The organism is Microbacterium phyllosphaerae (genome assembly GCF_017876435.1).
GTDB classification, from domain to species: Bacteria; Actinomycetota; Actinomycetes; order Actinomycetales; family Microbacteriaceae; genus Microbacterium; species Microbacterium phyllosphaerae.
In genome coordinates this window covers 2,795,914-2,808,854 of sequence record NZ_JAGIOA010000001.1, presented here as the reverse complement: position 1 = coordinate 2,808,854, position 12,941 = coordinate 2,795,914, and the positions used below count along the sequence as shown (strand labels likewise).

Annotated in this window: 11 protein-coding genes; 7 read left to right on the top strand and 4 right to left on the bottom strand. The window is 67.6% G+C overall.

The features are described from left to right. Nucleotides 1–144 precede the first annotated feature (144 nt). Both clpX and JOF42_RS13220 read left to right on the top strand, forming a co-directional pair. Entirely contained in the window at nt 145–1,413 is a 1,269-nt protein-coding gene (clpX, locus tag JOF42_RS13225) for an ATP-dependent Clp protease ATP-binding subunit ClpX (protein ID WP_210098263.1), read from the top strand. After that, entirely contained in the window at nt 1,410–1,946 is a 537-nt protein-coding gene (locus tag JOF42_RS13220) for an NUDIX hydrolase (RefSeq protein ID WP_210098262.1), read from the top strand. Before clpX ends, JOF42_RS13220 begins: the two co-directional genes overlap by 4 nt. A gap of 26 nt (nt 1,947–1,972) precedes the next feature. On the opposite strand, the gene JOF42_RS13215 is transcribed toward JOF42_RS13220, so the two are convergent. Beyond that, on the bottom strand, nt 1,973–4,024 hold the full coding sequence (locus JOF42_RS13215; protein ID WP_210098261.1) for a M3 family metallopeptidase: 2,052 nt from the start codon (nt 4,022–4,024) through the stop codon (nt 1,973–1,975). Then, nucleotides 4,021–4,929 (bottom strand): LysR family transcriptional regulator, encoded by a 909-nt coding sequence (locus tag JOF42_RS13210; RefSeq protein WP_210098260.1) that lies wholly within the window; start codon nt 4,927–4,929, stop codon nt 4,021–4,023. Before JOF42_RS13210 ends, JOF42_RS13215 begins: the two co-directional genes overlap by 4 nt. Nucleotides 4,930–5,010: 81 nt before the next feature. Here JOF42_RS13210 and tdh point away from each other — a divergent pair, with 81 nt between their 5' ends. The 4 genes from tdh (at nt 5,011) to JOF42_RS13190 (ending at nt 8,144) form a co-directional block, all read left to right on the top strand. After that, nucleotides 5,011–6,054: an L-threonine 3-dehydrogenase gene (tdh, locus tag JOF42_RS13205; RefSeq protein WP_210098259.1), complete on the top strand. Its 1,044-nt coding sequence runs from the start codon at nt 5,011–5,013 to the stop codon at nt 6,052–6,054. Then, nucleotides 6,054–7,232, top strand: coding sequence for a glycine C-acetyltransferase (locus JOF42_RS13200; RefSeq protein ID WP_210098258.1), 1,179 nt, complete (start codon nt 6,054–6,056; stop codon nt 7,230–7,232). Before tdh ends, JOF42_RS13200 begins: the two co-directional genes overlap by 1 nt. Before the next feature lie 73 nt (nt 7,233–7,305). After that, nucleotides 7,306–7,929, top strand: a complete 624-nt coding sequence (locus JOF42_RS13195) for an ArsR/SmtB family transcription factor (protein ID WP_210098257.1) — start codon at nt 7,306–7,308, stop codon at nt 7,927–7,929. Then, the gene (locus JOF42_RS13190; RefSeq protein WP_210098256.1) at nt 7,926–8,144 is read left to right on the top strand and encodes a hypothetical protein; all 219 of its coding nucleotides are present in this window, start codon (nt 7,926–7,928) and stop codon (nt 8,142–8,144) included. The genes JOF42_RS13195 and JOF42_RS13190 overlap by 4 nt, the downstream gene beginning before the upstream one ends. Before the next feature lie 75 nt (nt 8,145–8,219). Here the strand turns inward: JOF42_RS13190 and JOF42_RS13185 are convergent, their stop codons facing one another. Together JOF42_RS13185 and valS are read right to left on the bottom strand one after the other, a co-directional pair. Next, nucleotides 8,220–8,435 carry a hypothetical protein gene (locus tag JOF42_RS13185; protein ID WP_210098255.1) on the bottom strand — a complete coding sequence of 72 codons (216 nt, stop codon included), beginning with the start codon at nt 8,433–8,435 and terminating at the stop codon, nt 8,220–8,222. After that, entirely contained in the window at nt 8,435–11,029 is a 2,595-nt protein-coding gene (valS, locus tag JOF42_RS13180; protein WP_210098254.1) for a valine--tRNA ligase, read from the bottom strand. Before valS ends, JOF42_RS13185 begins: the two co-directional genes overlap by 1 nt. Nucleotides 11,030–11,234: 205 nt before the next feature. Here valS and JOF42_RS13175 point away from each other — a divergent pair, with 205 nt between their 5' ends. Beyond that, entirely contained in the window at nt 11,235–12,851 is a 1,617-nt protein-coding gene (locus JOF42_RS13175) for an ABC transporter substrate-binding protein (RefSeq protein WP_210098253.1), read from the top strand. Nucleotides 12,852–12,941 lie beyond the last annotated feature (90 nt).

Genomic DNA, 12,941 nt, shown 5'->3' with positions numbered 1-12,941 from the left:
CGTCCCGCGCAACGCTCGGGGCGGGCCTTCCGTGTACCGGTCGATACGGACTCGAGATGTCCTCCGACGCGCCAATGCGTCCCGGTGTCGGGTGCAGCGGTTAGGCTCAGTAGACGATCTCTGGATCCCCCTAGGAGGACGCGCATGGCCCGTATCGGTGAAAGCGCTGACCTGTTCAAGTGCTCGTTCTGCGGAAAGAGCCAGAAGCAGGTGCAGCAGCTCATCGCTGGCCCCGGTGTGTACATCTGCGACGAGTGCGTCGAGCTGTGCAACGAGATCATCGAGGAGCGGATGGCAGAGTCGTCCGCCGAGGGTGGCGCAGACTTCGAACTGCCCAAGCCCCGCGAGATCTTCTCCTTCCTCGAGGAGTACGTCGTCGGTCAGGAACCCGCGAAGAAGGCTCTGGCCGTCGCGGTGTACAACCACTACAAGCGCATCCGGGCGCACGGCACGCTGCAGACGGCCGAGCAGAAGGCCGAGAGCATCGAGATCGCCAAGAGCAACATCCTGCTCATCGGTCCGACCGGTTGCGGCAAGACCTATCTGGCCCAGACGCTCGCGAAGCGCCTCAACGTGCCGTTCGCCGTCGCCGACGCCACGGCGCTGACCGAGGCGGGCTACGTCGGTGAGGACGTCGAGAACATCCTGCTCAAGCTGATCCAGGCGGCGGACTACGACGTCAAGCGTGCCGAGCAGGGCATCATCTACATCGATGAGGTCGACAAGATCGCGCGCAAAGCTGAGAACCCGTCGATCACGCGCGACGTCTCGGGCGAGGGCGTGCAGCAGGCGCTGCTCAAGATCATCGAGGGCACGGTCGCGTCGGTGCCGCCTCAGGGCGGACGCAAGCACCCGCATCAGGAGTTCCTGCAGATCGACACGTCGAACGTGCTGTTCATCGTCGCCGGCGCATTCGCAGGCCTCGAGGACATCGTGTCGGCGCGTGTCGGCAAGCACGGCATCGGCTTCGGTGCACCGCTGCATGACAAGGGCAAGGACCTCGACCTGTTCAGCGAGGTGCTCCCCGAGGACCTGCACAAGTTCGGTCTGATCCCCGAGTTCATCGGTCGACTGCCCGTGGTCACCTCGGTCTCGCCGCTCGACCAGGATGCGCTCATCGACATCCTCACCGGCCCCCGCAACGCGCTCGTCAAGCAGTACCAGCGCATGTTCGAGCTCGACGGCGTGCAGCTCGAGTTCGAGGAGGACGCTCTTCGGTCCATCGCCGACCTCGCGGTCGAGCGCAAGACCGGTGCGCGCGGACTCCGCGCCATCCTCGAAGACGTTCTCGGCCCGATCATGTTCGAGATCCCCTCCGCCGAAGACGTCGCGAAGGTCATCGTGACCCGAGCCGCCGTCGACGAGGGCGCCCCTCCCACGATCGTGATGGAGCGCAAGCGCAAGAGCGCGTGAGTTCGACTCCGGCGCCCTGGCGGGTCGACGACAGCGAGACCGTCGTCGCCGACCGCTGGATACGCGTGCGCGCCGACGACTGCCGCGATGCGGACGATCGTCGGATCGCGCCCTACTACGTGCTCGAGTACGGAGACTGGATCTCAGTGCTCGCGCTGAATGCCGACGGCCACGCGATCGTCGTCGAGGAGTACCGTCACGGAGCGGGGATCGTCGCTGTGGGCACGATCGGAGGCGGCATGGAATCCGGCGAGGCTCCGATCGACGCGGCGGCTCGGGAGCTTCGCGAGGAGACGGGGTACGAAGCGGGCGAGATCGTCGAACTCGGATCCACCTGGGCGAACTTCGGCAACCACACCAATCGCGTGCATCACTTCCTCGCGCGCGACTGCGTCCGCGTCGCCGAGCAGGAGCTCGACGACAGCGAGGCGATCGCCGTGCACGTCGTGTCGCTCGACGGCCTCGGCGATCACCTCGCGCAGAGCTACCACCAGCTCACCTGGTACAAGGCGATGGAACTGCTCGACCGCTGAGATGAGCGGGAGCCCGGAGGATCCGCTCAGGTATCCAGTCCTCGCCGCGTCAGCAGCGGTGCGATCTCGGCGTCACGCCCGCGGAAGTCGCGGTAGGCGTCGAGCGGGTCCTTCGAGCCGCCCACGCCGAGGAGGCGTGCACGGAACCGATCGCCGTTCTCGCGTGTGAGGCCGCCGTTCTCGCGGAACCAGTCCACGGTGTCGGCGTCGAGCACCTCACTCCAGATGTACGAGTAGTACCCGGCGCTGTACCCGCCCGAGAACACGTGCGCGAAGTAGGTCGACGAGTAGCGCGTCGGCACCACCGGGTCATCGAGGCCGATGTCGGCGAGCGCCGCAGCCTCGAATGCGGCGACGTCGGCGACCTCGGCATCCGAACCAACTCGGTGCCATGCCTGATCGAGCCAGGCGGCCGCGAGGTACTCGCTGGTGTCGTGCCCCTGGTTGAAGGTCTCTGTCGCGCGCAGGCGCTCGAGGATCGCCGGGTCGAGTGCCTCACCGGTCTCATGGTGCCGGGCGTAGTTGTCGAGGACCTCGGGCCAGAGGATCCACATCTCGTTCACCTGGCTGGGGAATTCGACGAAGTCGCGGAAGACGTTGGTGCCGGCGAAGTGCGGATAGGTCACCACGGCGAAGAGGCCGTGCAGGGCGTGCCCGAACTCGTGGAAGAGCGTGGTGACCTCGTCGAGAGTCAGCAGGGTCGGTTCGCCGTCACCGGGGAGTGGGACATTGAGGTTGTTCACCACGACCGGCCGCGTGTCGCGAAGACGCGACTGGCTCACGATCGGGTTCATCCATGCGCCCCCGCGCTTGGAGTCGCGCGTGTAGAGGTCGAGCACGTACAGCCCGAGCTCGGTGCCGTCGGCGTTGTGCACCTCGAACACGCGCGCGCCCGGGTGATAGGCCACCAGGTCGTGCCGTTCGCTGAAGGTGACGCCGTAGAGCTGCGTGGCGGCGAAGAAGACACCGTCCTGCAGCACTCGCTCGGCCTCGAACCAGGGGCGCAGGGCGCTCGTGTCGATGTCGTATCGTGCGGTGCGCACCTTCTCGGTGAAGAACGCCCAGTCATGCGCCTCGACAGGGAAGGGCGCACTCTCCGTCTCATCGACGATGGCCTGCAGGGCTTCCCGCTCAGCGCGGGCGTTGCGCGCCGAGGGAGCGGCGAGCTCGCGCAGCATCAGCTCGACCGCCTCGGGGGTCCCCGCCGTCTCGTCGGCCGTGACGTAGGCCGCGTGCGAGGTGTAGCCGAGAAGCTCAGCGCGCTCTGCACGGAGTCGCACGATCTCACGCAGCACCGGGCGGTTGTCGTTCGCGTTGTCTCGTGATCCCCTGGCTCGAGAGGCGGCCATGATCCGCCGGCGCGCGTCGCGATCACGGAGCTGCGCCAGGTAGGGGTGCCCCGTGAACAGCGGGAGCGAGATCACGTACCTGCCGTCGAGACCGCGCTCCTCGGCGGAGCGGGAAGCGGCAGAGAGCTCACCCGAGCTGAGACCCGCGAGCTCGTCGGCGGAGTCGAAGACGACAGCGAGGTCGTTGGTGTCGTTCAGCAGATTGCGCTCGAAGGTGTTGTTCAGCGTCGAGAGCTGCTGGTTGAGCTGCGTGAGGCGGGCCTTCGCGCCGTCGTCGAGGGCGGCTCCTGCATGCGTCATCTCGCGGTGGTGTCGTTCGACCAGGTAACGCTGCTCATCATCGAGGTCGAGATCCGCGAGCTGTGCGTACACCTGCTGCACGCGCCAGTAGAGGGCGCCGTCGAGCGTGATCGCATCCTGGTGCGCGGCCATCAGAGGGGCGAGCTGCTCGTCGATCTTCTGGATCTCGGCGGTCGCATCCGCCGAGGTCACGGTGTAGAAGGCATGCGCCACACGGTCGAGAAGTTCGCCCGCGCGCTCGAGCGCCTCGATCGTGTTCTCGAAGGTGGGCATGGAGCGCACCATCGTGATCCGCGAGACCTCCCGGAGGTGCTCGTCGAAGGCGGCCTCGAAGGCGGGCAGATAGTGCTCGGGCCTGATGGCGGCGAAGTCGGGAAGACCGTAGGGGAGCGTGGACGGCTGGAGCAGCGGGTTCGAGGCGTCGGTCATCCTCTGAGCCTAGCCATGACCCGCTGCAGGGCCTCGACGACGAGGCGCACGGACTGCCGCCTCAGGTTCTCGGGCCGGGCGAGCACATCGATCATCCGGTGGGTGCTGACGCCACGCAGCGGCAGTCGGACGATGTCGCGGTCGTCGACGGTGCGGGTCGTGTAGCGCGGCAGCATCCCCAGAACCCCTCCTGCGGCGACGACCGCCGCGACAGCCCCGTAGTCGTTGACACGGTGGCGGATCTCGACGGGGCGTCCGGCGACGGCCGAGACGGCGCGCAGCACGTCGTCGGGGGAGTAGCCCACGCGACTCGTGACCCATGGGCTGTCGACGACGTCGAAGGACGTCACCTGTCCGCGCGAGGCGAGGGGGTGGGCTGCCGCGACGGCGACGTCGAGCGGCTCGCGCACGAGCGCCAGGCTGCGCACGCCGTCCGTCGGCCACGGTGGGGAGTGCTCCATGCGATGTGCGAGCACCAGGTCGTATCGGGCGGTGAGTGCGGGGAATTCGCTCTGCGCCACGTCCTCATCGGTGAGTCGCACGTGAGGAGCCGCGTCTGCGGAGTCGAGCTCACGGATCAGAGAGCCGAAAAGCGCCTGCCCGACGCTGTGGAATCCGCTGATCGTGACGATGCCGGTGCTGTCGCCTTCGAAGTCGTCGAGCGCGCTCCGCGCTGCCGCCATGGCATCGATCGCCTCGGCGCCGGCCGTGGCCAGCACCTCTCCCGCGGCGGTCAGCATCAGGCGACGGCCGTCCTTGCGAGTGAGCGGCGTGCGGAAGCTCCGCTGCAGAGCCGCCAGGTGCTGCGACACGGCGGATGGAGTGACGCCGAGGTTCTCGGCGACGGCGGCGACGCTGCCGAGGGCGCCGAGCTCTCTGAGGATCTGCAGCTGATGGAGTTCCATTCGGAAAGGTTAGCTCCCACTACATGATCGGTGCAGCATTCTGCGATTGTTCTACATCGTCGGATGCGGTGTGATCGTCGTATGAAGGCATTGTTCAAAGCCGAACGCGCAGCCGGTCTCGCGCTGGTCGATCGTCCTGAGCCCACAGCGGCGGCGGATGAGGTCGTGATCCGCGTCCTGCGCACAGGGATCTGCGGCACCGACCTGCACATCCGTCGCTGGGACGACTGGGCGGCATCCGCGATCGACGCGCCCCTCATCCCCGGACACGAGTTCTACGGCGAGGTCGTCGAGGTGGGTCCGCTCGTGCACGACATCGCTGTGGGTGACCGCGTGTCGGGTGAAGGTCACATCGTGTGCGGCACGTGTCGCAACTGTCGAGCCGGGCGGCGGCAGATGTGCATCCGCACGATCGGCCTCGGGCTCCAGCGCGACGGTGCGTTCGCCGAGTTCCTCGCCCTGCCTGCGACCAATGTCTGGGTGCATCACGCCGATGTCACCCCCGAGCTCGGGGCGATCTTCGATCCGCTCGGCAACGCCGTGCACACGGCACTCACCTTCCCCCTCGTCGGCGAGGACGTGCTCGTGACGGGATGCGGGCCGATCGGTCTGATGGCGATCGCCGTCGCCCGGCATGCCGGAGCCCGCTTCATCGCGGCGACCGACGTGAGCGCGCCGCGTCTCGAGATGGCCCGGCTGATGGGCGCGGACGAAGTCGTCGATGTCTCGGTCCGTGACATCCGTGACGCCCAGCACTGCCTCGGACTCCGCGAGGGCTTCGACATCGGTTTCGAGATGAGCGGGGCGCCGTCGGCGCTGCCGGCCATGATCGACAACATGAACCATGGCGGCCGGATCGCGATGCTCGGGCTGCCCAGTACGGGGTTCGACATCGACTGGGGCAAGCTCGTCACCCACATGCTGACGATCAAGGGCATCTACGGACGCGAGATGTTCGAGACGTGGAACGCCATGGGTGCGATGCTGCAGACCAGCGCGACGCTGCGCGACTCGATCGGACGGGTGATCGCCGACGTGATCCCCGCCAGGGATTGGGAGCAGGGCTTCGCCGCGGCAGAGTCCGCAGGCACGGGAAAGATCATCCTCGACTGGACGGAGCTGTGATGTACGGGACATTCCGGAAGCATGTGGCGGGCGAGCTCGGCGGCATCGAGGCCGCGGGGCTCACGAAGCGCGAGCGCGGCATCCGCGGACCGCAGAGCGCTGAGATCACGGCAGACGGCGCAGAGGTGCTCAACTTCTGCGCCAACAACTACCTGGGGCTCGCGGATGACCCGCGAATCCTCGAGTCCGCGACCGCGGCGCTGCAGGAATGGGGCTACGGACTCGCGAGCGTCCGCTTCATCTGCGGCACCCAGGAGCAGCACCTGGAGCTGGAGCGCAGGCTCGCGGGGTTCCTCGGAACGGATGACGCGATCCTGTACTCGTCGTGTTTCGACGCCAACGGGGGCGTCTTCGAGACGCTCTTCGGCGCCGAGGACGCGATCATCTCGGACGAGCTCAACCACGCGTCGATCATCGACGGGATCCGTCTCTCCAAGGCCCGTCGGCTGCGGTACCGGAACCGCGACATGGCGGACCTCGAAGAGCAGCTGCAGGCGGCATCCGATGCCCGTTTCCGGGTGGTCGTCACGGACGGGGTCTTCTCGATGGACGGCTACATCGCACCGCTCGCCGAGATCTGCGACCTGGCGGAGCGTTACGACGCCCTCGTCTTCGTCGACGACTCGCACGCCGTCGGGTTCGTGGGCGAGAACGGCCGGGGCACTCCTGAGCTCTGCGGCGTCGCCGATCGTGTCGACATCTACACGGGCACGTTCGGGAAGGCGCTGGGTGGAGCATCCGGCGGCTACGTCGCTTCGCACGCCGACATCGTCGCCCTGCTGCGTCAGCGCTCGCGTCCGTATCTGTTCTCGAACACGCTCGCACCGGCCATCGTGGCCGGCACCCTGACGGCTCTCGACCTGGTCGAGGGGTCGGCCGATCTCCGTGCGCGTCTGCGCGACAACGCCGCCCTGTTCCGGGAGCGGATGACGGCGGAGGGCTTCGACCTGCTGCCGGGGGAGCATCCGATCGTTCCGGTCATGTTCGGCGACGCGGGTCTCACAGCACGCATCGCGACCGAGATGCAGGTGCAGGGCATCTACGTGACCGCATTCAGCTTCCCGGTCGTTCCCCGCGGGCTGGCGCGGATCCGTGTGCAGCTGTCGGCGGCGCACACACCCGAGCAGATCGAACGCTGCGTGGCGGCGTTCGTCACTGCGAGAGCCACCGTGAGCTGACCTCGAGCCTGGCAAAGAGTTCTTTGCAAAAGAAAGCTTGCAAATAACTCTTTGCAAGCGTATCTTTGCATGCATGGCAGACGAAGAGCAGCTACGACGACTCGACTCAGGGGCGCTCAAGGCGCTGGCGCACCCGCTGCGCGTGCGGATCTTCGATCTGCTGAGCGCTCACGGGCCGCAGACGGCGAGTTCGCTCGCCTCGATGCTGGGGGAGACCTCCGGTTCCACGAGCTACCACCTGCGCACCCTCTCGGCCCACGACCTGATCCACGAGGTCGAAGGACGAGGTACGGCGCGGGAGCGATGGTGGGAGCTCCCCCAGGGGCGCATCGACATCCCCGGTCCGAGCCAGAGCATGTCGCCGGCCAACCGCGCAGCCGCGCAGATCGTGTCGTCGGAGTTCTTCCGGCTGCGGCACGAGACCCTGATGTCGTACGTGAACCGCCCCGACATCGAGGTGCCGGAGGGGTGGAAGGATGCGGGCCTGATCGCCACGACCCTCCTCGAGATGACTCCTTCGCAGATGGAGGATCTCAAAGACGAGCTCATGGCCGTCATCGACAGTGCGGTCGCGCGGTATCGAGGCCAGACCGGGCCGGACGTGCGTCGCGTATCGATGCGCACCGAGCTCTTCGATCTTCCGTCGACGGGGCCTGTGCTCTCCGACGCCACCGACTCGAACGAGGAGGAGTCATGACCAGCGCGACCATCCAGCTCGTCGCCCCGACTCAGGCGGAGCGGAAGCTCCTTGGCTTCGCCGATCTGCTCACCGCCTTCGTCGAACGTCGCATCGCACGTCGGGCAGAGAAGCGGGTGCTCGCGCTCGACCTCCTGCGTGAACAGCAGACCAGGCGCCAGGATCCGCGGGCGGTCGATCACATGCTCGCGCAGGTCGGGCTCTCGCGGCGCTGAGGCGCTGAGGCGCTCCGATCGCAGCGAAGCCCCCTGCCGCAGGCGCGGACAGGGGGCTTCGTCGTCTGAGTCGGATCAGTCCTCGAACGGGCGGGCGATCACGTCGCCGGAGCCCGTCTGCACGACTTCCCAGCCCGCATCGAGCTCGGCGATCGCGCGGCCCTCGAGCCAGGTGAGGGTCCAGTGCCCCGTGAGACCGCGCGATTCGACCTCGGCGATGGCCGGCCGGAGCGCGGCGGGAACGGATGCCGGCGGCTCGGAGCCGGTGGCCCACCGCGTGCCCAGCTGCATCAGGCGCCCTCGACCGGCGCGAGCTCGATCGCGGTGACCGCGAACTCGTCGGCCTCGGTGAACTCGAGGTCGGCGATGCGTCCCACGGCCCGGAGGTCGTCGGCTGCGGCGCGGAGTGCCTCGAGCTTGGCGGCGGGAGCCGCGATCGCAGCCCGCGACACCGGCGTCTTCTGGGAGGCCTTCGCCTCCGTCTTGGCGCGGCGGATGCCGATCAGCGCTTCGCTCGCGGCCGACAGCACCGCGGTGTCGCCCTCGATGCCGAGTGCCTCGGGCCACGCCGCGGTGTGCACCGAGCCCTCTTCGAACCACGACCACACCTCTTCGGTCGCGAACGAGATGATCGGGGCGAGCAGGCGCAGCAGGGTCGACAGCGCCAGACGCAGCGCGAGCGCGGCGGATGCCTGGCCCACGTCGTTCTGGTTGTAGGCACGCTCCTTGACGAGCTCGAGGTAGTCGTCGCAGAAGGTCCAGAAGAACGCCTCGGTGACCTCGAGCGCCTTGGCCTGATCGTAGTTCTCGAAGGCTCTGGTGGCCTCGGCGACCACGGCGTCGAGCCCGGTCAGCATCGAGGCGTCGAGCGCATGCGTCACCTGCGCACCCTCGGGCACGGGGAACGACAGCACGAACTTCGCGGCGTTCAGCACCTTGATCGCCAGGCGGCGGCCGATCTTGACCTGCGTCGGGTTCTGCGGGTCGAAGGCGGCATCCATGCCCAGGCGGCTCGAGGCGGCCCAGTAGCGCACCGCATCCGATCCGTGGGTCTCGAGGATGTCCGCCGGGGTGACGACGTTGCCCTTGGACTTCGACATCTTCTTGCGGTCGGGGTCGACGATGAAGCCCGAGATCGCGGCATTGCGCCACGGCGAACGACCGTCCTCGAGAGTCGAACGCAGCATCGTCGAGAAGAGCCAGGTGCGGATGATGTCCTGACCCTGCGGACGCAGGTCGAACGGAGCCGTGAGGTTCCACAGCTCCTCGTCGCGCTGCCATCCGCCGGCGAGCTGCGGGGTGAGGGAGGAGGTCGCCCAGGTGTCGAGGATGTCCGCTTCGGCCTCGAAGCCGCCTGCCGCGCCGCGCTGGTCTTCGGTGTAGCCCGCGGGCACATCGGTCGTCGGATCGATCGGCAGCGACGCGTGATCGGGGGCGAGCACGCGGTCGTAGTCGCGATCGCCGTTCTCGTCGAGGCCGTACCAGAGCGGGATCGGCACGCCGAAGAAGCGCTGACGTGAGACGAGCCAGTCGCCGGTCAGGCCGCCGACCCAGTTCTCGTAGCGCACGCGCATGAAGTCCGGGTGCCAGGCGAGCTCGGTGCCGTGCTCGAGCAGCTCATCGCGGAGCTTCGCGTCGCGGGCGCCGTTGCGGATGTACCACTGTCGCGTCGACACGATCTCGAGCGGGCGGTCGCCCTTCTCGAAGAACTTCACCGCGTGGTTGAACGGCTTGCCGACCGCTGTCATGTCGCCGGTCTCCTGCAGCTTCTCGACGATCGCCTTGCGAGCCGAGAAAACGGTCTTGCCGGCGAGCTCGGCCTCGTACCAGGCGATGGCCTCGGCGCTGGCGACGATCGACGGTGCGGTGGGCAGGAAGCGTCCGTCCAGGCCGATCGTCGTCATGTTGGGCAGGTCGCCGCCGTCGACGGTGCGCAGCTCGCGCCACCAGATGATGTCCGTCACGTCGCCGAAGGTGCAGACCATGGCGGCGCCCGTGCCCTTGTCGGGCTGTGCGAGGTGGTGTCCGTGGATCTCGATCTCGGCGCCGAAGAACGGGGTGCGCACCGTGGTGCCGATCAGGTGCTTGTGCGGCCCCTCGGGGTGCGTCACGATCGCGACGCAGGCGGGGAGCAGCTCCGGGCGGGTCGTCTCGATCGTGATCGAGCCCGAGCCGTCCGCGAAGGGGAAGTCGATGGTGTGGTACGCGGCCTGCTGATCGCGGTCCTCGAGCTCCGCCTGCGCGATGGCCGAGCGGAAGTCGATGTCCCACAGCGTCGGCGCGAGCGACTGGTAGGCCTCGCCGCGCTCGAGGTTGCGCAGGAACGCGAGCTGGCTCTGACGGATCGTGTCGTCGGAGATCGTGCGGTACGTCTGCGTCCAGTCGACGCTGAGTCCGAGCTGGCGGAAGAGGGCCTCGAACTGCTTCTCGTCCTCGATGGTCAGGCGCTCGCAGAGCTCGATGAAGTTGCGGCGGCTGATCGGCACCTGGTCGGCCGCGCGGCTGGACTTGTTGTCTCCGCCCTCGAAAGGCGGGGTGAAGTCGGTCTGATACGGGAGCGTCGGGTCGCAGCGCACGCCGTAGTAGTTCTGCACGCGGCGCTCGGTGGGCAGACCGTTGTCGTCCCAGCCCATCGGGTAGAACACGTTCTTGCCGCGCATGCGCTCGAAGCGCGCCTTGACGTCGGTGTGCGTGTACGAGAACACGTGTCCGATGTGCAGGCTTCCGGATGCCGTCGGCGGGGGAGTGTCGATCGAGTAGACGCCGTCACGGCCGGACTGTGCGGCGCGGAGGCGGTCGAAGAGGTACGTGCCCTGCTCGGACCATGACTCACCCCACTTCGCTTCGAGGCCTTCGAGTGCGGGCTTGTCGGGAATCACGGACATGGAGGTCTCCTCGAGCGATGTGTGCGGCACTGTGTGAGCGTGCCTGAGTGTGGGTTGTGCCCCACAGTCTAATCGCCCCGCACGGGTGCGGAGTCTCGCCACCCAGGAGACGGGCGCTCGAGTCGCCGTGGTGGATCTAGAATTGGATCGAGTCCAAGAACTGATGCATCCGCGTCGTCTCCCGCATTCCCTCCCGAGGAACAGCATGCCCATCTCCTTCCTGCGCCGCGCGATCCCGCTCGGTGCCACCGTCGTCGTGAGCGCACTCCTGCTCAGCTCCTGCGCGACACCCGCATCCGATTCCGAGTCCGAGGGCGGCGAACTCGTCTGGTCGATCGAGGGCGCGAACCTCTCGGCAGGGCACATGGATCCGCAGGTGAGCCAGCTCGACGTCTCGGGCATGGTGCAGCGCGCGGTGCTCGACTCCCTCGTGTTCCAGGAGGACGACGGATCGTTCGTGCCCTGGCTCGCGAAGGACTGGAAGGTCTCGGACGACAGCACCGAGTACACGTTCATGCTGCGTGACGACGTCACGTTCACCGACGGCGAGCCGTTCGACGCCGAAGCGGTAAAGGCGAACTTCGACCGCATCGTCGACCCCGAGACGGAGTCGGCGCAGGCGGCGTCGATGCTGGGTGCCGACTTCTACGAGGGCACCGAGGTCGTCGACGAGTACACGGTGAAGGTCAGTTTCACCCAGCCGTACGCGCCGTTCCTGCAGGCGGCCAGCACACCTCAGCTCGGCTTCTACTCACCGGCGGTCCTCGCGGAATCCGCCGACCAGCTGAAGGCCGGAGGGCCCGGCATCACGGTCGGCACCGGCCCGTACGAACTGACCGAGTACACGCCCGATCAGGAACTCGTCTACACGAGCAACGACGACTACGCCTGGGGTCCGCACGGCGAGAAGGCGCCGAAGGTCGAGACTCTGCGTGTCGAGATCCAGCCGGAGGCCTCCGTGCGCACGGGCGTCGTGCAGAGCGGCGAGGCGGATCTGGCCAGCAACATCCCGCCGAACCTCGCCGGCGACCTCGGCGACGGCATCACGGTCGATTCGATCGAGTACCCGGGTCTGCCGTACTCGCTGTACCTCAACGAGAAGTACGGGGTGTTCGCCGACGAGAAGGTGCGTCAGGCCTTCGCCCGAGGCATCGACGTCGACGCGGCCGTCGAGGAGATCTTCTTCGGACAGTTCCCGCGGGCGTGGAGCGTGCTCGGATCGACGACCCCCGGCTACGACGCCTCGCTCGAGGGCACGTGGGCTTTCGATCAGGATGCGGCGAACGCGCTGCTCGACGAGGCGGGCTGGACCGAGCGCGACAGCGACGGCATCCGCATGAAGGACGGGAAGCGCCTGTCGGCCCGGTGGATCGCCTGGACCCCTGTGCCGGACGACCGTGCGGCTCTGGCGAACGCGATCCAGTCCGACCTCAAGGGGATCGGCTTCGAGGTCGTCCGCGAGGTGCTGGAGCCCGGAGCGTACAACGAGCAGTACGGTCCGAAGACCTTCGACCTGACCGACTGGGGATTCTCCGGCGTCGACCCTGACTTCCTCCGCGCGCACCTGCACACCGACGGATTCCAGAATGCGTCGCAGGTCACGGACCCCGAGATCGACACGCTGCTCGACCAGGCCGTCGCCTCCAGCGACCAGGACGAGCGCAACGGCATCTACACGCAGCTGCAGGAATGGAACGCAGAGTACACCGCGATCGTCCCGCTCTACAGCCCGTCGGCCATCACGGCCGTCGGCGAGCGCGTCAGCGGGCTCGACTACGACCTCTACGGACGTCCGCTCTTCTACGACGTGAGCGTCGGCTGACCCCTGAGCCGTCGAGCGCCCTTCGGCATATCGCTGCGGTATCGTTCGTGAGCGAGCGCCGCGAGCCGGAGGGCGCTCAGGAACCGTCGA

Excerpts from the sequence above, each read along its gene's own strand:
- clpX (WP_210098263.1), top strand. The coding sequence starts at position 145 with ATGGCCCGTATCGGTGAAAGCGCTGACCTGTTCAAGTGCTCGTTCTGC.
- JOF42_RS13215 (WP_210098261.1), bottom strand. The coding sequence starts at position 4,024 with ATGACCGACGCCTCGAACCCGCTGCTCCAGCCGTCCACGCTCCCCTAC.
- JOF42_RS13210 (WP_210098260.1), bottom strand. The coding sequence starts at position 4,929 with ATGGAACTCCATCAGCTGCAGATCCTCAGAGAGCTCGGCGCCCTCGGC.
- tdh (WP_210098259.1), top strand. The coding sequence starts at position 5,011 with ATGAAGGCATTGTTCAAAGCCGAACGCGCAGCCGGTCTCGCGCTGGTC.
- JOF42_RS13200 (WP_210098258.1), top strand. The coding sequence starts at position 6,054 with ATGTACGGGACATTCCGGAAGCATGTGGCGGGCGAGCTCGGCGGCATC.
- JOF42_RS13195 (WP_210098257.1), top strand. The coding sequence starts at position 7,306 with ATGGCAGACGAAGAGCAGCTACGACGACTCGACTCAGGGGCGCTCAAG.
- JOF42_RS13190 (WP_210098256.1), top strand. The coding sequence starts at position 7,926 with ATGACCAGCGCGACCATCCAGCTCGTCGCCCCGACTCAGGCGGAGCGG.
- JOF42_RS13185 (WP_210098255.1), bottom strand. The coding sequence starts at position 8,435 with ATGCAGCTGGGCACGCGGTGGGCCACCGGCTCCGAGCCGCCGGCATCC.
- valS (WP_210098254.1), bottom strand. The coding sequence starts at position 11,029 with ATGTCCGTGATTCCCGACAAGCCCGCACTCGAAGGCCTCGAAGCGAAG.
- JOF42_RS13175 (WP_210098253.1), top strand. The coding sequence starts at position 11,235 with ATGCCCATCTCCTTCCTGCGCCGCGCGATCCCGCTCGGTGCCACCGTC.